18 protein-coding genes are annotated in these 25,599 nt (G+C 71.2%); 9 read left to right on the top strand and 9 right to left on the bottom strand.

Annotated features, from left to right (window positions below):
• Positions 1–48: 48 nt before the first annotated feature.
• From F1734_RS12795 to hemE, 4 genes are all read right to left on the bottom strand, one after another.
• Positions 49–2,364: a molybdopterin-dependent oxidoreductase gene (locus F1734_RS12795; RefSeq protein WP_040271159.1), complete on the bottom strand. Its 2,316-nt coding sequence runs from the start codon at positions 2,362–2,364 to the stop codon at positions 49–51.
• A 101-nt stretch (positions 2,365–2,465) separates the two neighbouring features.
• Positions 2,466–3,161: a hydrogen peroxide-dependent heme synthase gene (gene hemQ, locus F1734_RS12790; RefSeq protein WP_010592565.1), complete on the bottom strand. Its 696-nt coding sequence runs from the start codon at positions 3,159–3,161 to the stop codon at positions 2,466–2,468.
• A gap of 5 nt (positions 3,162–3,166) precedes the next feature.
• The gene (locus F1734_RS12785) at positions 3,167–4,525 is read right to left on the bottom strand and encodes a protoporphyrinogen oxidase (RefSeq protein WP_203011756.1); all 1,359 of its coding nucleotides are present in this window, start codon (positions 4,523–4,525) and stop codon (positions 3,167–3,169) included.
• Entirely contained in the window at positions 4,522–5,619 is a 1,098-nt protein-coding gene (hemE, locus tag F1734_RS12780; RefSeq protein WP_203011755.1) for a uroporphyrinogen decarboxylase, read from the bottom strand. Before hemE ends, F1734_RS12785 begins: the two co-directional genes overlap by 4 nt.
• 116 nt (positions 5,620–5,735) lie before the next feature.
• Here hemE and F1734_RS12775 point away from each other — a divergent pair, with 116 nt between their 5' ends.
• From F1734_RS12775 to F1734_RS12745, 7 genes are all read left to right on the top strand, one after another.
• On the top strand, positions 5,736–6,311 hold the full coding sequence (locus tag F1734_RS12775; RefSeq protein WP_017681358.1) for a DUF3000 domain-containing protein: 576 nt from the start codon (positions 5,736–5,738) through the stop codon (positions 6,309–6,311).
• 105 nt (positions 6,312–6,416) lie between these two features.
• Positions 6,417–7,829 carry a WS/DGAT/MGAT family O-acyltransferase gene (locus F1734_RS12770; protein WP_010592569.1) on the top strand — a complete coding sequence of 471 codons (1,413 nt, stop codon included), beginning with the start codon at positions 6,417–6,419 and terminating at the stop codon, positions 7,827–7,829.
• Between the two features lie 106 nt (positions 7,830–7,935).
• Positions 7,936–9,312 carry a WS/DGAT/MGAT family O-acyltransferase gene (locus F1734_RS12765; protein WP_010592570.1) on the top strand — a complete coding sequence of 459 codons (1,377 nt, stop codon included), beginning with the start codon at positions 7,936–7,938 and terminating at the stop codon, positions 9,310–9,312.
• A gap of 100 nt (positions 9,313–9,412) precedes the next feature.
• Positions 9,413–10,651: an HRDC domain-containing protein gene (locus tag F1734_RS12760; protein ID WP_010592571.1), complete on the top strand. Its 1,239-nt coding sequence runs from the start codon at positions 9,413–9,415 to the stop codon at positions 10,649–10,651.
• 355 nt (positions 10,652–11,006) lie between these two features.
• A complete protein-coding gene (locus F1734_RS12755) occupies positions 11,007–12,215 on the top strand; it encodes a thiolase family protein (RefSeq protein ID WP_010592572.1) in 1,209 nt (402 codons plus the stop codon).
• A gap of 2 nt (positions 12,216–12,217) precedes the next feature.
• Positions 12,218–14,323, top strand: coding sequence for a 3-hydroxyacyl-CoA dehydrogenase NAD-binding domain-containing protein (locus F1734_RS12750; protein ID WP_064066486.1), 2,106 nt, complete (start codon positions 12,218–12,220; stop codon positions 14,321–14,323).
• Positions 14,324–14,462: 139 nt separating this feature from the next.
• Positions 14,463–15,902 carry a sugar porter family MFS transporter gene (locus tag F1734_RS12745; protein ID WP_010592574.1) on the top strand — a complete coding sequence of 480 codons (1,440 nt, stop codon included), beginning with the start codon at positions 14,463–14,465 and terminating at the stop codon, positions 15,900–15,902.
• A gap of 49 nt (positions 15,903–15,951) precedes the next feature.
• Here F1734_RS12745 and dxs read toward each other — a convergent pair whose 3' ends face one another.
• Entirely contained in the window at positions 15,952–17,925 is a 1,974-nt protein-coding gene (gene dxs / locus F1734_RS12740; protein ID WP_017681362.1) for a 1-deoxy-D-xylulose-5-phosphate synthase, read from the bottom strand.
• A 285-nt stretch (positions 17,926–18,210) separates the two neighbouring features.
• Here dxs and F1734_RS12735 point away from each other — a divergent pair, with 285 nt between their 5' ends.
• Both F1734_RS12735 and F1734_RS12730 read left to right on the top strand, forming a co-directional pair.
• Entirely contained in the window at positions 18,211–19,185 is a 975-nt protein-coding gene (locus tag F1734_RS12735) for a daunorubicin resistance protein DrrA family ABC transporter ATP-binding protein (RefSeq protein WP_010592576.1), read from the top strand.
• Positions 19,182–20,021, top strand: a complete 840-nt coding sequence (locus F1734_RS12730; RefSeq protein ID WP_017681363.1) for an ABC transporter permease — start codon at positions 19,182–19,184, stop codon at positions 20,019–20,021. The genes F1734_RS12735 and F1734_RS12730 overlap by 4 nt, the downstream gene beginning before the upstream one ends.
• Here the strand turns inward: F1734_RS12730 and F1734_RS12725 are convergent, their stop codons facing one another.
• The 4 genes from F1734_RS12725 to F1734_RS12710 form a co-directional block, all read right to left on the bottom strand.
• Entirely contained in the window at positions 20,022–21,554 is a 1,533-nt protein-coding gene (locus F1734_RS12725) for an MDR family MFS transporter (RefSeq protein WP_010592578.1), read from the bottom strand.
• 59 nt (positions 21,555–21,613) lie between these two features.
• Entirely contained in the window at positions 21,614–22,072 is a 459-nt protein-coding gene (locus F1734_RS12720; protein WP_010592579.1) for a MarR family winged helix-turn-helix transcriptional regulator, read from the bottom strand.
• A 137-nt stretch (positions 22,073–22,209) separates the two neighbouring features.
• Positions 22,210–23,478, bottom strand: a complete 1,269-nt coding sequence (locus F1734_RS12715) for a class I SAM-dependent RNA methyltransferase (RefSeq protein ID WP_048772839.1) — start codon at positions 23,476–23,478, stop codon at positions 22,210–22,212.
• A complete protein-coding gene (locus tag F1734_RS12710; RefSeq protein ID WP_010592582.1) occupies positions 23,475–25,466 on the bottom strand; it encodes an APC family permease in 1,992 nt (663 codons plus the stop codon). The genes F1734_RS12715 and F1734_RS12710 overlap by 4 nt, the downstream gene beginning before the upstream one ends.
• Positions 25,467–25,599: the final 133 nt, after the last annotated feature.

The raw sequence follows: 25,599 nt of genomic DNA, 5'->3' as shown, positions 1-25,599 counted from the left end.
CGTCGCTCGGCCCGCAGGTACCCGGGTGGCTCGGGCAGGTACCCCGCCTCAGCGGGTGCGGATCACCGGCGGGTCGTAGGCGCGGATCGGCGGCAGGTCCCCGTCGAAGCGTTCGATCTGCACGAGCGCGTGCTGGCCCGTGCAGCCGCGGGCCAGACTCGAGGTGCCCACGTCGGCGGTGAGCACGTTGGGATTTCCGTGCACACACATCGAGCCGGGATCGGCCGGATCGAGCGGGTCGTACCAGGCGCCGGTGGCCAGCTGCACCACCCCGGGCATCAGGCCGTCGTCGAGGACGGCGCCGGCCAGGCATGCGCCGCGGTCGTTGAACACCCGCACGACGTCGCCGCCCGCCACACCGCGGGCGGCCGCATCGGCCGGATGCATGCGGATCGGTTCGCGCCCGCGGATCTTCGAGGCCTGACTGACGCCGCCGTGGTCGAGCTGGCTGTGCAGGCGGGTCTTGGGCTGGTTCGCGATCAGGTGCAGCGGGTAGTGCTGCGCGCGGGGGCCGCCGAGCCACTCCTCCGGCTCGAACCACGCAGGGTGCCCGGCGCAGTCGTCGTAGCCGAAGCCGTCGATGTCGGCGGAGAAGATCTCGATGCGCCCACTCGGGGTACGCAGGGGGTTGCGCTGGGGGTCGGCGCGGAACTCCTCGAACAGTGTCAGCTCGTCCTCGGTGCGCATCCGCACGTGTCCGCGCACCCAGAACTCGTCGAACTCCGGAGGGGATTCGACGCGGGCGTCGTCGGCGAGGACGAATCCGCGCCACTGCTCGTACAGGTGCTCGAGCCACTGCCGCGCCGTGCGGCCCTCGGTGAACCGGTCCCCGAAGCCGAGACGGTGCGCGAGCGCCGAGAACGTGTCGTAGTCGTCGCGGGCGGCGGCGAATCGCGGGGCGGCGGCGTGCATCGCGACCAGCAGCGGGTCGTTGCGGGTGCAGCTGAGATCCTCGCGTTCGAGGGATGTGGTGGACGGCACGACGATGTCGGCGTGCTTGGCCGTCGGCGTCCAGTACGGGTCGTGCACGACGATCGTGTCCGGGCGGGCCAGGGCGCGGCGCAGCCGACCCAGGTCCTGATGGTGGTGGAACGGGTTGCCGCCGGCCCAGTACACGAGCCGGATGTCGGGGTACGTCAGGCGCCGGCCGTCGAAGTCGTACTCCTGGCCCGGCCGCAGCAGCAGGTCGGAGATCGCGGCCACGGGAATCAGGTCACCGACCGGATTGTCGCCCTGGAACAGGGTCGGGAGCGGGTACGGGACGGGCGCGATGCCGGGTTCGTTCATCGAGCCGTAGCCGTGACCGAACCCGCCGCCGGGCAGCCCGATCTGGCCGAGCATCGCGGCGAGGGTCACCCCCGCCCACGGGGCCTGCTCGCCGTACCGGACCCGCTGCAGCGACCAGGTGACGGTGATCAGGGTGCGGCCGGCGGCCATGCGCCGGGCCAGCGCGGCGAGGGTCTCGGCGGACAGCCCGGACAGGGCGGCCGCCCACTGCGGTGTCTTGGCGACGCCGTCGGTGCGGCCGAGCAGATAGTCCTCGAACTTGTCGTAGCCGACGCAGTAGCGGTCGAGGAAGTCGCGGTCGGCGAGGCCCTCGGTGGCGAGCACGTAGGCGAGGGCGAGCATGATCGCGACGTCCGTCCCGGGTCGCGGCGCGAGGCGTTCGGCGGCGCCGTGCAGATCGTCGTGCAGGGGGCTGACGGACACGACCGTCCCGCCGCGGGCGCGCAGAGCGTCGAGCGCCCCCCGCGTGGGATGGTTGCTGGTGCCGCCGTCGTTGACGGCCGTGTTCTTGAGCGGCACCCCGCCGAAACACACCATCAGGTCGGTGTCGCGGGCGATGACGTCCCAGTTCGTCGCACGGGCGAACAGCTTCCAGTGCGTGCCGACCACGCGCGGCATGATCACGCCGGTCGCACCGAGCGAATAGCTGTGCACCGAGCGGGTGTAGCCGCCGAGCATCTTCAGGAAGCGATGCACCTGACTCTGCGCGTGGTGGAACCGGCCCGGCGACGACCACCCGTACGAACCGCCGAAGATCGCCCGGTTGCCGTGCGCGTCGATCACGCGCTGCAGCTCGCCGGCCAGCAGTTCGGTCAGCTCGTCCCAGGACACCGCGACGAATTCGTCGTCGCCGCGGCGATCGCTCGGCCCCGGTCCGTGCTCGAGCCAGCCCCGGCGCACCGCCGGTCCCGCGACCCGCGAGCGGTGCCGCACCGAGCCGACGGCATTGTCGAGAAACGGTGACGGATCGGCGTCGCCGCGGAAGGGATGCACGGCGCTGACATCGCCCTCGTGCGTCTCGACCTCGAACATCCCCCAGTGCGCCATGTGCTGGTACCGCACGGGCCGAGAACTCATGGTGCACAGTCTGCCAGGGGGTGCACCGCGTCCTTCCGGCGAGCCGACGGCGCCCCCGGAGTCCGCGCAAGGGCGGCGTCTCCGGGGGGTGACGGCGGGCGTCAGGGCAGCGCGGTGATCAGCGTCTCGAGGTCGACGCGCGGTCCGGTGAAGAACGGGGTCTCCTCCCGGACGTGCATGCGGGCCTCGGTGGCACGCAGGTCGCGCATGAGGTCGACGATGCGATCGAGTTCGGGGGCTTCGAATGCGAGGATCCACTCGTAGTCGCCGAGGGCGAACGCGGGCACGGTGTTGGCCCGCACGTCCGGGTAGCCGCGCGCGGCCTTGCCGTGGTCGGCGAGCATCTGGCGGCGTTCGGCGTCGGGGAGCAGGTACCACTCGTACGACCGCACGAACGGGTAGACGCAGACGTAGTTGCCGGGTTCCTCACCGGCGATGAAGGCGGGCAGGTGGCTTTTGTTGAACTCGGCCGGCCGGTGCAGGCACACGTTCGACCACACCGGGGTGGTGGTGCGGCCGAGGACGGTGGTCCGGCGGAAATCGGCGTAGAGCTTCTGCAGATCTTCGAGTCGCTCGGCGTGCGTCCAGATCATGAAGTCGGCGTCGGCGCGCACCCCGGCGACGTCGTAGATGCCGCGCACGACCAGATCGGTGCCGTCGTAGGCCGCGAAGAACTTCTGGGCGTCCTCGATCGCCGCGGAGCGGTCGTCGCCGAGGGCACCGGGCTGGACCCGGAACACCGAGAACATCGCGTAGCGCAGGGTGGAATTGAGCTTGTCGTAGTCGAGACGTGCCATACCGCTCATCCTGCCACTCGGGTTGCCAGGCGCGTCGCGGCCGTCGTGCCTGATGCGACACATGCCGGCACACCCACGCCGTGGAGCATCGCGCCGGCGACCTCGAGGCCGTCGACGGCGGCGACCGCGTCCTCGAGCGCCGCGACGATGTCGAGGTGCCCGGCCCGGTACTGCGGCAGGCCCCCGTGCCAGCGCTGGACGAACGCGGCCACGGGCTCGTCGGTGACACCGGTGACGGTGGCGAGGTCGATGCGCGCGCGGGCGATCAGCTCGTCGTCGAGTGCGTCGACGATCGCGGCCTCGCCGTAGCGGCCGAACGATGCGCGGGCCAGCGCGACGTCGCGCCCGGCCAGGTGGGGCCACTTGCGGCTCGACAGGGTGAACGCCTTGGCGGACAGATCCTCGCCGGTGGCCACGAGGATCCCCGAGTTCTGCGGCAGTGCGGCACCGTCCGGCAGTGCCAGCGCGACCACCGCCGACGATGCGAGCGGGATCCGGGCCGCCTGGGCGGCTGCCGCCGGGACGGCGTCGGTGAGCAGTTCGGCGGCGCGGTCGGCGGGCACCGCAAGGACGACGCCGTCCACGGATCCGATCGGGTCGAGGTCCCAGCGGTCGCCGCTGCGGCGCAGACCGACCGCGGTGACGTGCCGGACCTCGGCGCCGGCGGCCTTCTCGAGCGCGCCGAGCAGCGTGCCGTAGCCGTCGCGCAGGGTGCCGAACACGGGCGTGTCCGAAGGCTCCGGCAGGGCTCGGGCGACCGCCTCGCTCAGGCTCGGGGCCCCCGCGTCGAGGGCCGCGGCCAGGGTCGGCAGGGTGGCCCGCACGCCTGCGGTGTCGGAGAGTCCGGAGTAGACGCCGCCGAGGAGGGGGTCGACGGAGCGGCGCACCACCTGTTCACCGAACCGGTCGGCCACCAGGTCGGCCACCGAGACGTCGCGGGTGCGGTCCCAGCGCAGCGGGACGGTGGGCTCGGCCGCGATTCGCGCAAGGGTCTCGGTGTCGACGAGTCCGGTGAGCGACCCGGCGTCGGCGGGGATCCCCATCAGGGTGCCGGCGGGCAGCGGGTGCAGCGCGGCGCCGGCGTAGATCAGCGGCCGGGCCCCGGACGGGTGGACGATCCGGTCGCTCAGGCCCAGCTCCTCGAGCAGCGCCGGGACCTCGGGGCGGCGAGCGATGAACGCTTCCGCCCCGACGTCGACCGGATCGCCGGCGAGCGGCACGGTGTGCAGCTTTCCGCCGAGCCGCTCGGCGCCCTCGAGCAGGACGATCCGGGCGTGCGCGCCGAGCAGGCGACGCAGCCGGTACGCCGCGACGAGACCGGTGATCCCGCCCCCGACGACGGCGACGCTCGGTGCACCGCTCACAACGAGTGCACCAGGTCGACGACCGCGGTGAGGACGTCCGGGTCGGTGTCCGGGAGGACGCCGTGCCCGAGGTTGAAGATGTGCCCGGTGGCGCCCGCGGCACGCGCGCGGTCCCCCTCGGCGACGATGCGCCGCACCTCGGCCTGGACCACGTCGGGTCCGGCGAACAGGATTGCGGGATCGAGGTTGCCTTGCAATGCCTTTCCGGCCCCCACCCGGGTGGCGGCGACGTCCAGCGGTACCCGCCAGTCCACGCCGACCACGTCGGCGCCGGCCTCGCCCATCGCGCCGAGCAGCTCGCCGGTGCCGACGCCGAAGTGGATGCGCGGCACGCCCGCGGACTCGACCTCGGCGAACACCCGTTCCGAATGGGGCAGCACGAACTCGCGGTAGTCGGCCAGCGACAGCGCGCCCGCCCACGAGTCGAACAGCTGGATCGCGTCGACGCCGGCGTGCAGCTGGGCCTGCAGGAACGCGATCGTGATGTCGGCGAGCCGCCCCAGCAGGGCGTGCCACGTGCGCGGATCGGCGTGCATGAGCGCCTTGGTGCCCTCGTGGTTGCGGCTGGGACCACCCTCGACGAGGTAGGAGGCGAGGGTGAACGGCGCCCCGGCGAAACCGATGAGCGGAACGTCGCCGAGCTCGCGGGTGAGCAGCCCGACCGCCCGTGCGACGGCACCGACCTCGTCGTGCTCGAGGACCGGCAGCTTCGCGACGTCCGCCGCGGTGCGCACGGGGTCGGCGATCACCGGTCCGGTCCCGGCTACGATGTCGAGGTCGATTCCCGCGGCTTTGAGCGGAACAACGATGTCCGAGAACAGGATCGCGGCATCGACTCGATGGCGGCGCACCGGCTGCAGGGTGATCTCGCACACCAGCTCGGGATCGAAGCAGGACTCGAGCATGCCGATGTTCGCCCGGATCTCCCGATACTCGGGAAGCGAGCGACCGGCCTGCCTCATGAACCACACGGGCCGGTGTGCCGGCTCGAGTCCCCGCGCAGCGGCGAGCAGGGGCGCCTGCGGGAGCTGGCGCCGCGTCGGGTACTCCACCCGCGGGGTGGAGCCGACGTTCGTGTTCTCCAGGCCGGTCATCGATCCTCGTTCGTCCAGGGGCACAGGTCGCCGCCCATGCTGCCACGCCCGGCCACCCCGCCGGAATCGGCGCGCCTCCCGCGTGGCCCCGGTCACCCGGTCTAACGTCCGCTGTCGTGACCACCTCGCCCGCCGAGCCGGCTCAGTTCCGCGCGGCCATCGACTCGATGAACGCGGCCACCGTGCGGCCGGAGATCGAGGTGGGTCCGATCCGGCCGCCGCAGCGGCTGGCTCCGTACAGCTACGCGCTGGGCGCGGAGGTGCTTCATCCGGACACCGATCTGGTGCCCGAGCAGTCGGAGGGCGACGCGTTCGGCAGGCTGATCCTGCTGCACGATCCGGACGGCGACGAGGCCTGGAACGGCACCATGCGGCTCGTCGCCTACATCCAGGCGGACGTGGACGCCTCGCTGGCTGCCGATCCCCTGCTTCCGGAGGTGGCCTGGAGCTGGCTGGTCGATGCCCTCGACGCGCACGGCGAGCCGCTGACGGCGCTCGGCGGCACCGTGACGTCGACGAGTTCGGTGCGCTTCGGTGACATCGCCGGCCCGGCCCGAGCGCATCAGCTCGAGCTGCGGGCCTCGTGGACCGCGCAGTCCGGTGAACTCGGCCCGCACGTGGAGGCGTTCTGCGAGGTGCTCGCGTACGCGGCGGGCCTGCCCCCGGCGGGCGTGACGCAGCTTCAGCCCTGAATCGTCGGCACGGAATCGTCGGCACGGAATCGTCGCCGCCGGCGCCCGGGTTCCCGACGGGCCGGAACGGGTGTACGGGGCACGTCGCGGTCCTATGATCGAGGCATGCGGCGGCTCAGCGGGCTCGACGCCGCGCTTCTCTACACCGACACACCCGGGCAGCCGGTACAGATCGGTGGCCTCGCCCTGCTCGACGTCTCCACCGTGCCGGGGGGCTACTCCTTCGAACGGCTGGGATCCGACCTGGCGGCGCGGGTCGCGGCAGTGCCGCTGCTGCGCCGGCGAGTGGTCGATTCCCGGTTCAATCCCGGCCACCCCGCGTGGGTGGACGACCCGGGTTTCGACGTCGGCCGGCATTTGCGCCGGTTCACCGTGCCACCGCCGGGTACCGCCGCCGAACTGGCGGTGCTCTGCGGGCAGCGCTTCGCGCAGCGGTTCGACCGGTCCGGGCCACTGTGGGAGACCGCGGTGTTCGAGGGGCTGGCCGACGGCTCGGTCGCGGTGCTGACACGCATCCACCACGCCGTGGTGGACGGCCTCGCCGGAGCGACCCTGCTGGCGCAGTTGTGTGACCTCGAACCGGGGGCGCCGCCCCCGCAACCCGAGTCGCCCGGCGTCGGCGGGGGCAACCGCCTGAGCGTCGCCGCGGGCGGCATCGCCGATCTCGCCGCGCGTCCGCTGCACCTGGCCCGGGCGGTACGGTCCAGCGCGGCGCTGGTGCCCGGTTGGGTGGGCCGGGCCCGGCGGGGCGAGGCGATGGCGGTTCCGCTCACGGCCCCGCGGACGTCGTTCAACCGCCGCGTGACCGGCCGCCGCAACGTCGCATTCGTGACGCTGGATTTCACGGCCGTGAAGGCGGTCAAGCGGGCGTTCGGCGTCACCGTCAACGACGTCGTGCTCGCGCTGTGTTCCTCGGTTCTGCGCCGGTATCTCGCCGCCCGCCGTGAGCTGCCGGCCTCTCCCCTGTTGGCGGCCGTCCCGGTCTCGGTGCACGGACGCGCCCGGGGCGACGCCGGCAACCAGATCTCGGTACTGATGGGGCGGCTGCACACCGAGATCGCCGACCCGGTGGTGCGGCTGCATGCCGTGGCGGCGGACCAGACCGCGGCGAAGGCGCATCAGGCCACGTTCGACCCGGATCTGCTCGGCAGCTGGGGCCAGGTGACCCCGGGAGCGGCGTTCGGTGCGGTGCTGCGGCTGTATTCGGCGCTGCGACTGCCCGACGTGCTCCCCGTGCTCAACAACCTCGTCGTCTCCGATATCCCCGGGCCGAAGGACACGCTGTACTACCTGGGCGCGCGGATCACCGCGCTCTACCCGTTCGGGCCGATCTACCACGGCGCAGGCCTGAACATCACCGTCCTGTCGCTCGACGGCGGCCTGCACTTCGGTCTGCAGTCGTGCCCGGACCTGCTACCGGACCTGTGGCAGCTGGCCGGCGGTTTCCCGGCCGCGCTCGCGGAGCTGGCCGACCGGCTTCCCGGCACGCCGCCGGCCCCGCTCGCCACGCCGGGCTGACTGCCGCCGCGGCTGCGGACACCCGGAGAACGCCGGCCGGGGTGGGTTCGCGCACGTGGAGCGATCGTTCCCGTGCAGATTCTAGAACTCGTTCTACCATGAGGGCATGCATCGACTCAGCGGCCTCGACGCCGGATTCCTGTACCTCGAGACGCCGACGCAGCTGCTGCACGTGTGCGGACTGATCGTCCTCGACCCGACCACGATTCCGGACGGATACCGCTTCGAGACGCTCCGCGCCGGACTCGCCGTCCGCCTTCCGGCCGTGCCGTTGTTCCGGCAGAAGATCGCCGACAGCCCGTTCAATCTCGACCATCCGGTGTGGGTGGACGATCCGGACTTCGACCTCGACCGGCACCTGCACCGGGTCGCGGTCCCGGCGCCCGGGCGCCGGGAGGAACTCGCGGAACTGTGCGGGCACATCGCTGCGCAGCCGCTCGACCGCTCCCGGCCCCTGTGGGAAATGACCGTGATCGAGGGTCTCGAGGACGGGTCGGTCGCCGTCATGACGAAGATCCACCACGCGGGCGCGGACGGCGTCACCGGCGCCGAACTCGTGGCACAGCTGTGCAGTCTCGAACCCGATGCACCGCGGCCCGATCCGGTCGCCGACGGTGCCGGCGGGGGGTCGGCGCTCGAGATCGCCCTCGGCGGCCTGTTCAACGTCGCCACCCGCCCCTTGGGTCTGGTGCGGGCGCTGCCCAAGACCGTGGAACTGCTGCCCCGGTGGATCAGCCGGGCCCGCAGGGGCGAGGCCATGCCGGCGCCGTTCACCGCTCCGCGCACGTCCTTCAACGGCACCATCACCGGTCACCGCAGTGTCGGGTTCACGCAATTCGACCTGGACCGGGTCAAGGCGGTGAAGGACGCGCACGGCGTGAAGGTCAACGACGTCGTCATGGCGGTGTGCGCCGGGGCGCTGCGCCGCTACCTCACCGAGCGCGACGAACTTCCCGACTCCCCACTGATCGGCATGGTCCCGGTGTCGGTGCGCGGCACGTCGGACCGGCCCGGGCGCAATCAGGTCTCGCCGATGTTCGCGAGCCTGCACACCCACATCACGGATCCGATCGAGCGACTGCACGCGATCGCCGATGCGAACGCGTGCGCCAAAGAACACAATTCGGCACTGGGTGCGAGCCTGCTGCAGGACTGGACGCAGTTCATGGCACCGGCGGTGTTCGGCACCGCGATGCGCATGTACGCGTCGCTGCGGCTGGCGGAACGCCACCCCGTCGTGCACAACCTGGTGGTGTCGAACGTGCCGGGTCCCGCCGCGCCCCTGTACTTTCTCGGCGCACGGATCCGGGGCATGTATCCGCTGGGGCCGATCTTCCACGGTGTCGGACTCAACGTCACCGTGATGTCGCTGGACGGCGCGCTCGATGTGGGCGTACTCGCGTGCCCCGAACTGGTTCCCGACCTCTGGTCGCTCGTCGACGGTTTCCCCGCGGCGCTCGAGGAACTCGAAACGAGCCGATGATCCGCCCTGTGCCTTTCGTCACGCCGGGAATCGACGTGGGGACCGCGCGGTTGACCGGGTCGACGCCCCCGTTTCCGCCACCCGGATAGAGTCACGAAGCATGTCGGTAGCCAACGAGCACGAGCCCGCGCGGGCAGCGGTCCCGTTGCTGACCCCGCGGGACGGGGTCCCCGAGGTCGTCACCACGGCTGCCGGAGTGGCCGCGGCCGCGGAAGCACTCGCCGCGGGCCGGGGACCACTCGCCGTCGACGCGGAACGCGCCTCGGGTTTCCGGTACTCCGCGCGGGCCTACCTGGTGCAACTGCGACGGGCCGGCGCCGGCACGGTACTGCTCGACCCGATCCCGACGGCCGGGGCGCTCGCCCCGCTCGCCTCGGCGATCAACGATCTCGAGTGGGTGCTGCACTCCGCCGACCAGGACCTGCCCGGCCTCGACGAGCTGGGGCTGCGACCTGCGGTGCTCTACGACACCGAGCTGGCCGGACGGCTGGCCGGCTTCGATCGAGTGGGGCTGGCCGCCATCGTCGAACGCACCCTCGGTTTCGAACTGCGCAAGGGGCACGGGGCTGCGGACTGGTCCACCCGGCCGCTTCCCGACGCCTGGCTGAACTACGCGGCACTCGATGTCGAGATCCTCGTCGAGCTCCGGGACGCGATGGCGGACGAGCTCGAGCGGCAGGGCAAGTCGGAGTGGGCCGCGCAGGAGTTCGAGCACATCCGTCGCGCCGGGCCCCCCGCCCCCAAACCCGACCGCTGGCGCCGCACCTCCCGGATCCACACCCTCAAGGATTCGCGGCGGCTCGCGATCGTGCGCGAGTTGTGGACTGCGCGAGACGAACTCGCGGCGCGGCGCGATATCGCACCCGGACGGGTACTGCCGGACTCGGCGATCGTCGCCGCCGCGGAGGCCGCGCCCCGCACGGTCGAGGAACTGCGCGCCCTGCCGGTGTTCGGAGGCCCCCGTCAGCGCCGGTCGTCGCGGATATGGCTGGGCGCGATCGAGCGGGCCCGGGCACTGCCGAAATCGGACCTGCCCCCCGTCACGCAGCCGTTCACCGGCCCGCCGCCGGCCAACCGCTGGGCCCGGCACGACCCCGAAGCCGCGGCGCGGCTCACCGCGGCCCGGTCCGCGCTCGCCGAGCTGAGCGAGCAGGTGCAGGTGCCGGTGGAGAATCTGGTCGGCCCCGAAATGGTGCGCCGGCTGTGCTGGGAGTGGCAGGTGCCGGCGGATGCGGACGTGGTCGCGTACATCGAGGAACGGTTCGCCGCCGACGGGGCACGGCCCTGGCAGCGGGAACTGACGGTGCCGCGGCTGGCGAAGGCGCTGTCCGCGGACTGACCCCCCGGATCCCCTCCTTCGCGACGGTCGAGCTCGGCGCGCCGCGATCGTCACCGTCCGCCTCGTGCCCGAGCGCGCGCTCGCCGGTGCCCCCGAGCGCGCTCGCGCCGGTGCTGCAGCCGTCCGAAGCCGGCGACGAGAACTGCCACGGGCAGGATCGCCGGTCACGACCGTCCACGGCCGTCGGCCGCGCCGCCGGAACGGCAGCCCGCGGCGCACCCCTCCCGCCACCCCGGACACGGGTGGTAAGTTACCGGTCGGTAACACGCCGGCGTCCGGGCTCCCGTCGCCGGATGTTCCCGGAACCCTGGCCTCGCCCACGGCGGCGAGCATCGCTCCATCGGGAGGAATACGCGTGGCGTCAACCACCACAACTCAACGCACTGTCGTCTTCGTCGACGGCGTACGCACCCCGTTCGGGAAGGCGGGCCCGAAGGGCATCTACGCGGAGACCCGCGCCGACGACCTCGTCGTCAAGACCATCAGGGAACTGCTGCGCCGCAACCCTCAGCTCGACCCCGCGCGCATCGACGAGGTCGCCGTCGCCGCAACCACCCAGACCGGCGATCAGGGCCTGACCATCGGCCGCACCTCCGCGATCCTCGCCGGCCTGCCCGAGACCGTGCCGGGCTTCGCGATCGACCGGATGTGCGCGGGCGCGATGACCGCGGTCACCACCACCGCCTCCGGGATCGGCTTCGGCCAGTACGACGTCGTCGTCGCCGGCGGCGTCGAGCACATGGGCCGCCACCCGATGGGCGAGGGCGCCGATCCGAATCCCCGCTTCCTCGCCGACAAGCTCGTCGATCCCAGCGCCCTGGTGATGGGCAACACCGCGGAGAACCTGCACGACCGCTTCCCCGGCATCACCAAGGCCCGTACCGACGCCTACGCCGTCGCCAGCCAGAACAAGTACGACGCCGCGAAGAAGGCCGGCCACCTCGCCGACACCCTCGTACCCGTCGCGACGCGGTCCGCGAGCGGATGGGGCCTGGCCACCGAGGACGAGCCGCCGCGTCCGGGCACCACGCTCGAGGATCTCGCGACGCTCAAGACCCCGTTCCGTCCCGCCGGCCGCATCACCGCCGGCAATGCCGCCGGCCTCAACGACGGCGCGACGGCCTGCATCCTCGCCGGCGAGGACACCGCCCGCGAACTCGGCCTGCAGATCGGGATGCGCATGGTCGGGTTCGCCTTCCAGGGTGTCGATCCGGCCGTGATGGGCATCGGCCCGGTGCCGGCGACCGAGAAGGTCCTGGCCCGCACCGGTCTGACCATCGACGACATCGGTCTGTTCGAGATCAACGAAGCCTTCGCCGTGCAGGTCCTCGCCTTCCTCGAGCACTTCGGCATCGACGACGACGACCCGCGAGTCAACCAGTGGGGCGGTGCCATCGCCTGCGGCCACCCGCTCGCCTCGTCCGGCGTGCGTCTGATGACCCAGCTCTCCCGGCAGTTCGCGCAGCACCCCGAGGTGCGTTACGGCCTGACCACGATGTGCATCGGCCTCGGCATGGGCGGCACCGTGATCTGGGAGAACCCCAACTTCGAGGGAGACAAGTAGTCATGAGCGAGCTTTCGTCCCTGTTCGCCGACGAGGTCGTCACGAACGCCTACACCAAGATCCTCCGGGTGCCCGGCATCGACGGTCCCGTCGCGCTGATCACGCTGGACAACGGGTTCGACCACACCAAGCCGAACTCGTTCGGCCCTGCCGGCCTCGCCGCATTCGACGCCGCGCTCGACGAGGCGTTCGCCGCCGATCCTGCCGCCGTCGCCGTCACCGGCAAGCCGTTCATCTTTGCCGCGGGTGCCGATCTCAAGGGCGTGCCCGCGATCACCACCCGCGAGCAGGGCATCGAACTCGGCCGGCTCGGCCACCGGGTCTTCCGGCGGCTGCGCGAGTCGGCCGTCCCGACCTTCGCGTTCGTCAACGGGCTCGCGCTCGGCGGCGGCCTCGAGGTCGGGCTGCACTGCCACTACCGCACCTACGCCGACAACGTGCCCGCGCTCGGTCTGCCCGAGACCATGCTCGGCCTGGTTCCCGGCTGGGGCGGCACGCAGCTGCTGCCGAATCTGATCGGACCCGACGCGGCCGTCACCCTGATCCTCCAGAACCCGCTCGACAACGGCAAAGTGATCCGTGCGAAGCAGGCCGAGCAGATCGGCCTCGCCGACGCGGTGTTCGGATCGGCGGATTTCCTCGAGCAGTCCTTGGCCTGGGCCGCGAAGGTACTCGCAGGGCAGATCACCCCCGCCCGCCCCGAGATCGACCGCGGCGCAGGCTGGGACAGCGCCCTCGAGCGGGCGAAGGCGCTCGTCGCGGCGAAGACTCGCGGCTTCGCGCCCGCCCCCGCCCGGGCGATCGAGCTGCTCGATCTCGCCCGCAACACCGACATCGGTGACCCGCAGTCGCTGTCGGCCGGCTTCGCCGCCGAGGACGAGGCGCTGGCGGACCTGCTCATGTCCGACGAACTGCGAGCCGGACTGTACGCGTTCGACCTGGTCAACAAGCGCGCCAAACGTCCCGCGGGGGCCCCGGACAAGTCACTGGCCCGCAAGGTCACCGGCGTCGGCATCGTCGGCGCGGGCCTGATGGCCAGCCAGCTGGCGCTGCTGTTCGTCCGGCAGCTGAAGGTGCCGGTGATCCTCACCGACATCGACCAGGAGCGCATCGACAAGGGCGTCGGCTACGTCCATACCGAGATCGACAAGCTGCAGGGCAAGGGCCGGCTCTCGCCCGACGCGGCGAACCGCCTCAAGGCGCTGGTGTCCGGCTCGCTGGACAAGGCCGCGTTCGCGGACACCGACTTCGTCATCGAGGCCGTGTTCGAGAACATGGACGTCAAGAAGCAGGTGTTCGCCGATCTCGAGCAGCATCTCTCGCCCGAGACGATTCTCGCGACCAACACCTCGTCGCTGTCGATCACGGAGATGGCTGCGGATCTGAAGCACCCCGAGCGCGTAGTCGGCTTCCACTTCTTCAACCCCGTCGCCGTGCTCCCGTTGCTCGAGATCATCAAGGGCGCGCAGACGGACGACGCGACCCTGGCCACGGCCTTCGCCACCGCCAGGGCACTGAAGAAGTCGGCCGTACTGTGCGCGGACAAGCCGGGATTCGTGTTCAACCGCCTCGTCACCCGCACCCTCGGCGAGGTCATGACCGCCGTGGACGAGGGCACCCCGTTCGAGGTGGCGGACAACGCCGTCGGCGCGCTCGGCATGCCCATGAGCCCGTTCACCCTGCTCGCGCTCGTCGGCCCGGCCGTCGCGCTGCACACCGGCGAGACCCTGCAGGCCGCCTACCCCGAGCGCTTCGTCTCCTCCCCGGGCCTCGAGGCACTCGTCGAGGCCCGCAAGCCCGGCGTGTGGACGTACGTCGACGGCAAGCAGGTCGTCGACCCGGACGTCGCCGCGCTCTGGCCGCAGGGCGACAGGCCCTCCACCGCCGAGGAGGTGCTCGAGCGGACCCGCCGCGCGTTCGCGGAGGAGATCCGGATCATGCTCGAGGAGGGCGTCGTCGCCGCCCCCGAAGACATCGACCTGTGCCTGATCCTCGGTGGCGGCTTCGGATTCTGGAACGGGGGCATCACGCCGTACCTGGATCGCACCGGCACCTCGGAGGCCGTCAACGGCGCACGCTTCCTCGCACCGGGAGTGGCGAGCGTCTGACGTCCGGTTGCTCGTCGGGGCGGCCCGCGGTCCGCGCACTCCGCTGCGGACCGCGGGCCGCCCTCGGTGCATATCGCCCCGGCCACGGTGCCCGCCGAAGCGGCCCCCTCGGTGCACCGTCAGGCGTACCGTCCAGCCTGTGACCGACAGTTCCCACCTCCCCCATTCGAGGCTCGAACAGCAGCACACGGTGACCCGGGCGGTGCTGTTCGCCGCCGCGGCCGCACTCGGCGGATTCCTGTTCGGGTACGACACCGCCGTCATCAACGGCGCCGTCGGAGCCATCCGTGAGCGCTACGAGGTCGGTGCCGGCGCGATCGGATTGTCGGTGTCGCTGACCCTGGTCGGCGCGGCGCTGGGCGCGTGGATCGCGGGCAGCGTCGCCGACCGGCTGGGCCGGATCCGGGTCATGCAGATCGCCGCGATCCTGTTCATGATCAGCGCCCTCGGGTCGGCGTTCCCCTTCAGCATCTACGACCTGACGTTCTGGCGCACCGTCGGCGGTGTCGGCGTCGGCTTCGCCTCCGTCATCGCGCCGGCCTACATCGCCGAGATCTCGCCGGCCGCGGTGCGCGGCCGCCTCGGCTCGATGTACCAGCTCGCCATCGTCCTGGGTATCGCGATTTCCCAGCTCGTCAACTATGCGCTGGCCGCGGCCGCGGGTGGGGCCGGCGAGAACCTGCTCGGCATCCAGGCCTGGCAGTGGATGCTGGCGCTGGAGGTCGTTCCCGCCGGCTTGTATCTGCTGCTGACCTTCCCCATCCCGGAGTCGCCGCGGTTCCTCGTGCGGATCGGCCGGGAGGACGCGGCGCGGCGGATCGTCTCGGCGGTCGAGGGCGGCGACCAGGTGGCGGTCGCCGAGCGCATCGCCACCATCCGCGAGACCCTGCATCTCGAGGCGGCGCGGCCCGGCGTGCGGGACGTGTTCACCCGGCGCTTCGGCGTCGCCACACTCGTCTACGTCGGTATCGCCCTGGCCGCGCTGCAGCAGTTCGTCGGCATCAACGTGATCTTCTACTACTCGTCGACGCTGTGGCAGGCAGTCGGGTTCGGTGAGGATCGGTCCCTGCTCATCAGCGTCGTCAGCGCGCTGGTCAACATCGTCGGCACCTTCGTGGCCATCGCCGTGATCGACAAGATCGGACGCAAGCCGCTGCTGCTGGTCGGTTCGGTGGGCATGGCGCTCTCGCTGGGCACCGCGGCGGTGTGCTTCCACTCGGCGACGTTCGTCGTCGACGAGGACGGGGAGAAGGTCGCTACGCTGTCCGACACCTACGGGATGATCGCCCTGCTCGCGGCCAACGCCTTCGTGTTCTTCTTCGCCCTGTCGTGGGGGCCGGTCGTATGGGTCCTCATCAGCGAGATGTTCCCGAACCGGGTGCGCGCCGTCGCCGTCGGCATCGCGACCGCGTCCAACTGGATCGCCAACTTCCTCGTGTCTGCGACATTCCCCGCGCTGGCCGACTGGAACCTGTCGTTCACCTACGCCGGCTACGCGGCGATGGCCGCGCTGTCGCTGCTGGTGGTGATCAAGTTCGTGCCCGAAACCCGCGGACGGACGCTCGAGGAAGCCGGCTGAACGATCGGCGGGCCGACCGCAGGTGCGGTCGGCCCGCCGACAGCAGCACTCAGCGGCCGGGGTCCCGGCGGACGACGACGTCGCCCGCGGACTCCTCGCCGGCCGATCCGTCCACGGCCGGCTCTGTCTTCTGGGCGGCGCCGAGCCCGACCACCCAACCGGTGACCTGACGTGCGACGTCCTGCGCGGTCAGACCCAGCTCGCGGTGGATCTGCTCCCGCGATGCGTGATCCAGGAACCGTTGCGGCACACCGAGTTCGCGCGTGGGAACGTCCACGCCGGACGAGCGCAGTGCCGACGAGACCGCCGAACCGACGCCGCCGTGCATGCCGCCGTCCTCCACGGTGACGACGAGCCGGAAGTCCCGCGCCAGTCGGGCGAGGGCCGCCGGCACGGGCAGCACCCAGCGCGGGTCGACGACGGCGGCGGTGAGGCCGTGCTGCTCGAGTCGCTCCGCCGCGTCGAGGGCCAGGCCGGCGAACGCTCCGACCGCGACGATCAGCACGTCACCGCGGCGCCCGGACGGCATCCGCAGCACGTCGACGGTGCCGTCGATGCGCTCGACCGCGGGAATGTCGGGACCGACCGCCCCCTTCGGGAACCGGAGTACGGTCGGGCCGTCCGCGACGGCGAGCGCCTCGCCGAACTCCTCGCGCAGGGTTGCGCCGTCGCGTGGCGACGCCACCCGGATCCCCGGGATCACACCGAGCAGGGAGAAGTCCCACATGCCGTTGTGACTGGCGCCGTCGGCGCCGGTGATGCCCGCCCGGTCGAGCACGACGGTCACGGGGAGTTTCAGCAGCGCCACGTCCATCAGCAGCTGGTCGAAGGCACGGTTGAGGAACGTCGAGTACACCGCGACCACGGGGTGCATCCCGCCGAGCGCGAGGCCCGCGGCGGAGGTGACGGCGTGCTGTTCGGCGATGCCGACGTCGAACATCCGGTCGGGGTAGCGTTCGCCGAAGGCCGACAGGCCCGTGGGTCCCGGCATCGCGGCGGTGATCGCCACGACGTCCTGGCGGCGGCCGCCCTGCACGAGCAGTTCGTCGGAGAACACCGACGTCCAGTCCGGTGCCGACGCTGCCGCCGTGGCGCGGCCGGTGACCGGGTCGATGACACCGGTGGCGTGCATCTGATCGGCGACGTGGTTCTCGGCCGGTGCGTACCCGGCGCCCTTGCGGGTGACGGCGTGCACGATCACCGGCCCGCCGAACGACTTGGCCCGCCGGAAGGCCGCCTCGAGCGCGGCCTCGTCGTGCCCGTCGACCGGCCCGAGGTACTTCAGGCCGAGATCGGTGAACAGCACCTGCGGGCTGACCGCGTCCTTGATACCGACCTTCATCCCGTGCAGCACGGAGTACGCGGCCGCCCCGATCCACGGCAGCCGCTTCACGAAGCGGCGGCCGTTGTCGAGGACCCGCTCGTAGCCGGGTTGCAGCCGCAGCGCCGCGAGGTGCTCGGCGAGTCCCCCGATCGTGGGCGCGTAGGAGCGGCCGTTGTCGTTGACGACGATCACGAGCGGGCGGTCCCGTCCGGCTGCGATGTTGTTCAGCGCCTCCCAGCACATTCCGCCGGTGAGCGCGCCGTCGCCGACCACGGCGACCACGGTCCGGTCCTGCTGGTCCGACAGCTCGTAGGCCTTGGCGAGGCCGTCGGCGTAGGACAGGGCCGCCGAGGCGTGCGAGGACTCGATCCAGTCGTGCTCGCTTTCGGCGCGACAGGGATATCCCGACAGGCCGCCCTGCTTGCGCAGCGTGTCGAAGCCGTCCTTGCGGCCGGTCAGGATCTTGTGGACGTAGGCCTGATGGCCGGTGTCGAAGATGATCGGGTCGTGGGGTGAGTCGAACACCCGGTGCAGTGCGATGGTCAGTTCGACGACGCCGAGGTTGGGGCCGAGGTGTCCCCCGGTCGCCGCCACCTTCTCCACCAGGAACCGCCGGATCTCCTCGGCGAGTTCCCGGATCTCGGGTTGGCTGAGCCGGCGCAGGTCCTCGGGCGACTCGATGCGGGACAGGACACCCAACTGGTATTGCTCCCTCCGGCTCGGTCCCGCACGTTTCCGCGCGGGCGGTTCCACCCAGTCTACGGAGCGTCGGGGGTGGCCGACTCGTCACGTCGCGCCGCCGGTCCGTCTCACACCGTGTCCCTCACCTCATTATGCCGGTGCTGTGATGCTGCACACCCTTCCGACGGGGCCGGTTGCGGGATCCCTCGTCGCCGGGGGTGGGCACCACCCGCGGCCACGGCGGGCCGGTCGAATCCGACAAAACCGATTGCCGCGCCCGGCACCGTGGGCAAGGCTGGAGCCATGCCCCCTGCACTGGCCATCGAGACCTCGGGCTTGATCAAACGTTTCGGCGCGGACACCGCCGTGGACGGCATCGACCTCGCCGTGCCCGCCGGCGGCGTCTACGGCGTGCTCGGCCCGAACGGCGCCGGGAAGACGACCACGATCCGGATGCTCGCGACACTGCTTGCACCGGACGGCGGCACCGCGACCGTCCTCGGGCACGACGTGCGCCTCGAACCCGAGCGGGTTCGCCGCCGGGTCTCGCTCACCGGTCAGTTCGCCTCGCTCGACGAGGATCTGACCGGTTCCGAGAACCTGGTGCTGCTCGCGCGGCTGCTGGGATTCTCCAGGGCGGGTGCCCGGTCCCGGGCCGGACAGCTGCTGGCCGCGTTCGACCTGGAAGCGGCCGCGGGCCGTCAGGTGAAGCTGTACTCCGGAGGTATGCGGCGGCGTCTCGACATCGCCGCGAGCCTCATCGTCGCACCCGAACTGATCTTCCTGGACGAGCCGACGACGGGACTCGACCCGCGGAGCCGGAACCAGGTGTGGGAGATCGTGCGAGCCCTGGTGTCCGCCGGGACGACGGTGCTGCTGACGACGCAGTACCTCGACGAGGCGGACCAGCTCGCCGATCGGGTCGCGGTCATCGACCGGGGCCGGGTGATCGCCGAGGGCACCCCGGGCGAACTCAAGGCGTCCGTCGGGTCCGGTTCGCTGCACGTGCGGGTGGTCGATCCTGCGCGCCGGGACGATGCGGCGGCCGTGCTGGGCGCGGCGCTGGGGATGGCGGTGACGGCCGGCTCCGACCCGGCGGCGCTGACCGCGCGGGTGGACGATCCACGGGCCGCGGCGGCGGCTCTGACCGCCCTCGACACCGCGGACATCGGGGTCACGACGTTCGCCCTCGGGCAGCCGAGCCTCGACGAGGTCTTCCTCGCCCTCACCGGCCATCCCACGGAAGTTCCCGACGAAGACGAGGAGATCGCATCGTGACCTCGACCGCCGACCGACGGGCAGGCACGCCCGCCGCCGTCGTGGACGTCCTGCACGTCGCCGGACCGCCCCCGACTCCGGCGTCCGCGTTCGCCGCGTCGCTGTCGTTCGGGTGGCGGGCGCTGCTGCGGATCAAGCACGTTCCCGAGCAGCTGTTCGACGTGACCGTGTTCCCGCTGATGTTCACGCTGCTGTTCACGTTCCTGTTCGGCGGTGCGCTGGCCGGATCGACCGATGCGTACGTGCAGTTCCTCATCCCCGGGATCCTGGTCCAGACGGTGTGCACCATCACGATGTACACGGGCATGACGCTCAACCGCGACATCGAGAAGGGGGTGTTCGACCGGTTCCGGTCCATGCCGGTGTGGCGGCCCGCACCGCTCGTCGGCGCCTTGTTCGGCGATCTCGCCCGTTACACGCTGGCGTCGGTGATCGTGCTGACGCTCGGGATCGTGCTCGGGTTCCGGCCGGCGGGCGGTCCGGTCGGCGCGGCCGCGGCGGTGGCGCTCGTGCTGCTGTTCGCGTTCAGTCTCTCGTGGGTGTGGACGATGCTGGCGATGCTGCTGCGCACCGAGCAGGCGGTCATGGGTGTGTCGATGACCATCCTGTTCCCGCTCACCTTCGCGTCGAACGTGTTCGTCGATCCCGCGACGATGCCGAGCTGGCTGCAGGGCTTCGTGACGGTCAATCCCATCAGCCGCCTCGTCACAGCCGTCCGGGACCTGACGGCGGGTACGCCGGACGCCGCGCACCTCGCGATGGTGTTCGGGTGGTGCGCGGCGCTGGTGGTGCTGTTCGGCCCGGCGACGATGTGGTTGTACAACCGCCGGTCCTGATCAGCGCCCCGCCGCGGCGGGCTGCTCCTCGGTGACGATATCGATGGTCTTCCGCAGGGGACGGTTCGGGATGAACACGACCGCGGCGACGGTGACCAGCGCGATGATCGCGGCGACGAGGAACAGCAACCCGGTGGCGTCGCCGTAGGCGTGACGGATGATCTCCGCGACCGGCTCGGGCAGGGCCGCGAGGTCGAGGTTGCCGCCACCGCCGGCCGAGCCGGTGTCGATGCCGAGGGCGGCGAAGCCGTCTGCGGACAGCGTGGTCACCCGGGTGGCGAGGATCGATCCGAGCACGGACACCCCGATCGCTCCGCCGAAGGTGCGGAAGAACGCGACCGAGCTGCTCGCGGCTCCGATGTTGCGGACACTGACGGTGTTCTGCACGGCGAGCACGAGGTTCTGCATGAGCATGCCCGTGCCGAGGCCGACGATCGCGATGTACACACCGATCAGCCACATCGGGGTGGCGTGGTCGAGGAAGCCGAGCAGACCGAAGCCGACCACCTGCAGGACCGCGCCGAGCACCAGGAACGGCTTCCACCGGCCGAAGCGCGTGATGAGCTGACCGGAGACCACCGAGGCCACGAGCGAGCCGAACACCATGGGGATGGTGAGCAGGCCGGCGGCCGTCGGGCTGTAGCCGCGGGCCGTCTGGAAGTACTGGCCGAGGAAGGCGGTGGCGCCGAACATCCCGACGCCGACGGCGACCGACGCGATGATCGCGAGTGCGGTGGTGCGCTCGGTGACGATCTTCAGCGGGATGATCGGGTCGGCGACCTTGGACTCGACGACGACGGTGGCGGCGAGCAGTCCGACACCGACGCCGACGTACGCGAGGGTCTCCCACGACAGCCACCCGTAGTAGCCGGCCTTGCCCGCGAAGGACACCCAGATCAGCAGGACGCTGACACCGGCCGTCAGCAGCGTGGCGCCGAGCCAGTCGATGCTCACGTCCTGCTTGCGTTCGGTCACGATGTGCAGGGTGCGCTGCAGCAGCGCCATGGCGGCGACGGCGATCGGGATGGAGATGAAGAAGCACCAGCGCCAGCCGAGCGGGCTGTCGACGATGACGCCGCCGAGGATCGGCCCGCCCGACATGGACACGGCCATCACCGCGCCCATGTAACCGGAGTACCGGCCGCGTTCGCGGGGCGGGATGATGCTGCCGATGACCGCGACGACGAGCGCGGTGAGGCCGCCCATCCCGATGCCCTGGATCACGCGGGCGGCGAGCAGGACGGGCACGTTGGTGGCGAGGCCGGCAACGATCGAGCCTGCCACGAAGATGAGGATCGCCGTCTGGACCAGCAGCTTCTTGTTGAACAGGTCCGCGAGCTTGCCCCAGATCGGCGTCGAGGCCGCGTTGGCGAGCAGGGCGGTGGTGATGATCCACGCGAACTGGGTCTGGGATCCGTTCAGGTCCGCGATGATCGTGGGGAGCGCAACCGCCACGATGGTGCTGCTCAGCAGCGCCGTGAAGAGGGCGGCGAGCAGCCCCGCGAGAGCCTCGAGGATCTCGCGGTGCGTCATGGTGGTTTCGGCGGCGCCCGGGGCGCTCATCGAGGAGGGGGGACTGACAGCTGCGGCGCTCACAGGCAGTTCCTTCCGGTGGTGTCGTGGACGGAAAGGGTGTCGTTCAGGTGCGCGAGCGCGCCGAGGGCGGATTCGGCTTGCGCCTGGTCCCAGCCGCCGAGCAGCTCGTGCAATCGGGAGGCGCGACGGTCGCGGATCTCGCGCAGGGCTCTGTGCCCGGTCTCCGACACGCTGACGCGGTGGGCCCGCCGGTCGTCGGGGTCGCGGTGACGGTCCACCATTCCCCGTTCGACGAGTTCGCCCAGCTGCCGGCTCAACGCGGACTGGCTCATACACAGTTCCGCGGCGAGTTCGCTGGGACGGCACTCCCCCATCCGCCACAGGACGAACAGAACTCCGGTCAGGGCGTTGGGCAGCTCGTCGCCCGTCGAGTTGGCCAGGGCCGTGCGCAGCGTGCGACCGAACAGGAAGATCGCGTCGACGAGCGCGTGCGCGGTGTCGGGCTGGACGGCCACGGATCGCCTCCGAATCGATATTAATTGCTTGCAACACGCAACTATACATTTAGTTGCGTGTTGCAAGCAACCACGAAGGCGCGGGACCCTACGACGAGGGCAGCCCCGATCAGCGGGTGAACATCAGCGGGTGAACATCAGCGGGTGAACAAGGCCAGACACTCCACGTGGTGCGTCGAGGGGAACGCCGCGTAGACGCGCAGGTCGGCAAGCTCGAAGCCGTGGTCCCGGTACAGGCCGACATCGCGGCCGAAGGCCGCCGGATCGCATCCGACGTGCACGACGCGCTCCGGCCCCGCCGCCGCGACGGCCGCCACCACATCCCGCCCGGCGCCGGCCCGGGGCGGGTCGAGCACCACGACCTGCGGGGCGGGAAGCTCCGGGAGCAACTGCTCCACCCGGCCCGCATGGAACCGCACCTGTCCGAGATCCGAGAGTGCCTCGGCCCCGTCCTGCGCCGCCCGGCGGGACAGTTCCACCGCCTCGACCCGGCCGCCGGTGCCGACCTGATCGGCCAGGACGGCGGCGAACACCCCCACCCCGCCGTAGAGATCCCACGCCGTCGCGCCCGGCGACACCGCTGCCCACTCCCCCACGGTGTCCGAATAGGCCTGCGCTGCCCCGCGATGCGCCTGCCAGAAGCCGGTTGCCGCCACGTGCCATTCGCGGCCGCCGACGCGCTCGACCGCCCGCCCCGAGCCTTCGACCACCTTCTCGGCGCGGGGCGCACCGGCCGCCGCGCGGCGGGCTGCCGCTCCCCGCCGCCCCGGGCTGCGACGGCCCGTGCGGGACACGGGCGGCGGTGCGATCTCGATCACGTGCCGCGTCCCGTCCGCATCGAGGACCACCTGGACCTCGGAACCAGGTCGCCACACCCGTTCCGCCAGCCCCTCGTAGGCCCGGGCCTCGATCTGCGGGCAGGCCAGGTCGGTCTCGATCTCGTGGCTGCGGTAGCGCCGGTACCCCGCTCGGCCCGCGGCGTCGACCGCCAGGCGCACCCGGGTGCGCCACCGGGTGCCGTCGAGCGCACCACCCGGCAACTCCTCGACGAGCACGTCCCGCTCGACCCCGCCGAGACGGCGCAACTGCTCCGCGACCACCGCGGCCCCGAAGGCCCGCTGGGCCGGCACCGTCGCGTGGGACAGGTCGCAGCATCCCGATCCGCCGGGCCCGGCGATCGGGCACACCCGCTCCCTCCGGTCCGGCGAGGCCTCGAGAATGTGCACGGCGTCGGCGCGGCAGAACGAGCCGCCTCGGTCCTCCGTCACCGACGCGACGACCCGCTCGCCGGGTAGGCCGTGCCGGACGAACACGACCCGGCCCTCGTGCCGCGCGACGCAGAACCCCCCGTGCGCCGGGTTGCCCAGTGTCACCTCGAGCCGGCGTCCGGACCAGTCGACACTCATCGTTCCTCCTCGAATCCCCGCCGCACCGATCCCGGCGCGGAATCCAGACGTTCCGCGCGGGCGTGGGCGGACGAACTCAGCTGCCACGGGACGCTGGTGACCATGACACCGGGCTGGAACAACAGCCGGCTCTTCAGCCGCAGCGCGCTCTGGTTGTGCAGGATCTGCTCCCACCAGTGACCGACGACGTACTCCGGGATGAACACGGTCACCACGTCGCGCGGTGAATCCCGCCGCACCCGCCGGACGTATTCGAGGACGGGACGGGTGATCTCCCGGTACGGCGACTCGACGACCTTGAGCGGGACGGTGATGTCGCTGCGTTCCCATTCGCGCACCAGCATCCGCGTGTCGGCGTCGTCGACGTTGACCGTGACCGCTTCGAGTGTGTCCGGACGGGTCGCCCGCGCGTACGCCAGCGCTCGCAGGGTCGGCATGTGCAGCTTGGACACCAGCACGATCGAATGGGTGCGACTGGGCAACACCCCGTCCCATTCGGTGTTCTCCAGTTCCTCGGCCACGCTGTCGTAGTGACGGTGGATGGCCTTCATCACGCCGAAGATCGCGACCATCGCCACGATCGCGATCCACGCGCCCGCCGCGAACTTCGTCACCAGCACGATCACCAGCACGGACGCGGTCATGGCCAGGCCGATCGTGTTGACGATCCGCGACCGCTGCATGCGTCTGCGCTGCTCGGGATCGGTCTCGGACGCCAGATGCCTCGTCCAGTGCCGGATCATGCCGGTCTGACTGAGGGTGAACGAGACGAACACACCGACGATGTAGAGCTGGATCAGCTTCGTGACCTCCGCGTCGAAGGCCCACACGAACACGATGGCCACGCCCGAGAGGAACAGGATGCCGTTGCTGAAGGCCAGCCGGTCGCCGCGGGTGTGCAGCTGCCGGGGCAGGTAGCGGTCCTGCGCCAACACCGAGGCCAGCACCGGGAAGCCGTTGAACGCCGTGTTGGCGGCCAGCACCAGGATCAGCGCCGTCACGACGGTGATCAGCACGAAGCCGAGCGGGAAGCCCTCGAACACCGCGTGCGCCAACTGTGCGACGAGCGTCTTCTGCTGGTAGTCGTCCGGCGCGCCGCGCAGCTGGGTCTCGGGATGCTCGGCGATGACCACACCCACCTTGTTCGCGAGCAGGATCATGCCGAGAAGCAGCACGATCGCGATCCCACCGAGCATGAGCAGGGTCGTGGCAGCGTTCCGGGACTTCGGCTTGCGGAACGCGGGCACCCCGTTGCTGATGGCCTCGACCCCGGTCAGGGCCGCACACCCGGACGAGAACGCGCGGGCGATGAGGAACACGAACGCGATCGCCGTCAGACCGGACTGCTCGGCGACCAACTCGAAGCCGGCCGACTCGGCCCGGACGTCCTCGCCGAACACGAAGATGCGCACCAGCCCCCAGCCCAACATCACGAGCATGCCGATCATGAAGGCGTAGGTGGGAATCGCGAAGGCCGTGCCGGCCTCGCGGAGGCCACGCAGATTGATCGCGGTCAGCACGACGATCGCGGCGACCGCGAAGAGCACCTTGTGCTGCGCCACGAACGGGACCGCCGAGCCGATGTTCGCCGCAGCCGAGGAGATCGAGACGGCGACGGTGAGCACGTAGTCGACCATCAGGGCGCTGCCGACGGTCAGGCCGGCGGTCGGGCCCAGATTCTTGGTCGCCACCTCGTAGTCTCCGCCCCCCGACGGATAGGCGTGCACGTTCTGCCGGTAGCTCGCGACGACGACCGCGAGGACGAGCGCCACCGCGACGCCGATCCACGGGGTGAACACATACGCCGACAGACCCGCGACCGACAGGACGAGGAAGATCTCCTCCGGGGCGTACGCCACCGACGACAGCGCGTCGGATGCGAACACCGGCAGGGCGATTCGCTTGGGCAGCAACGTGTGACCGAGCGTGTCGCTGCGAAACGGCCTACCCAACAACAACCGCTTCGTGGCGGTCGAGAGCTTGGACACTCGCAAAGCCTAAGCCGTCCCGCCGGCCACCCGCCGGGCGCCCGGGGTCGTGTCCGAAATGCACCGCTGCCGGGGCACCTTCGCCGGGCACTGCACACCGGTCCTGCGCGAGCGGTACGGTTCGGTTCTGCGC

Origin of the sequence: Rhodococcus ruber (assembly GCF_016804345.1) — a bacterium.
GTDB classification, from domain to species: Bacteria; Actinomycetota; Actinomycetes; order Mycobacteriales; family Mycobacteriaceae; genus Rhodococcus; species Rhodococcus ruber.
This window is presented reverse-complemented; position numbering and strand designations above follow the sequence as displayed.

Coding starts and splice junctions, on each gene's coding strand:
- F1734_RS12795 (WP_040271159.1), bottom strand. CDS start 2,364: ATGAGTTCTCGGCCCGTGCGGTACCAGCACATGGCGCACTGGGGGATG.
- hemQ (WP_010592565.1), bottom strand. CDS start 3,161: ATGGCACGTCTCGACTACGACAAGCTCAATTCCACCCTGCGCTACGCG.
- hemE (WP_203011755.1), bottom strand. CDS start 5,619: ATGACCGGCCTGGAGAACACGAACGTCGGCTCCACCCCGCGGGTGGAG.
- F1734_RS12770 (WP_010592569.1), top strand. CDS start 6,417: ATGCGGCGGCTCAGCGGGCTCGACGCCGCGCTTCTCTACACCGACACA.
- F1734_RS12765 (WP_010592570.1), top strand. CDS start 7,936: ATGCATCGACTCAGCGGCCTCGACGCCGGATTCCTGTACCTCGAGACG.
- F1734_RS12760 (WP_010592571.1), top strand. CDS start 9,413: ATGTCGGTAGCCAACGAGCACGAGCCCGCGCGGGCAGCGGTCCCGTTG.
- F1734_RS12750 (WP_064066486.1), top strand. CDS start 12,218: ATGAGCGAGCTTTCGTCCCTGTTCGCCGACGAGGTCGTCACGAACGCC.
- F1734_RS12735 (WP_010592576.1), top strand. CDS start 18,211: ATGCCCCCTGCACTGGCCATCGAGACCTCGGGCTTGATCAAACGTTTC.
- F1734_RS12725 (WP_010592578.1), bottom strand. CDS start 21,554: ATGACGCACCGCGAGATCCTCGAGGCTCTCGCGGGGCTGCTCGCCGCC.
- F1734_RS12715 (WP_048772839.1), bottom strand. CDS start 23,478: ATGAGTGTCGACTGGTCCGGACGCCGGCTCGAGGTGACACTGGGCAAC.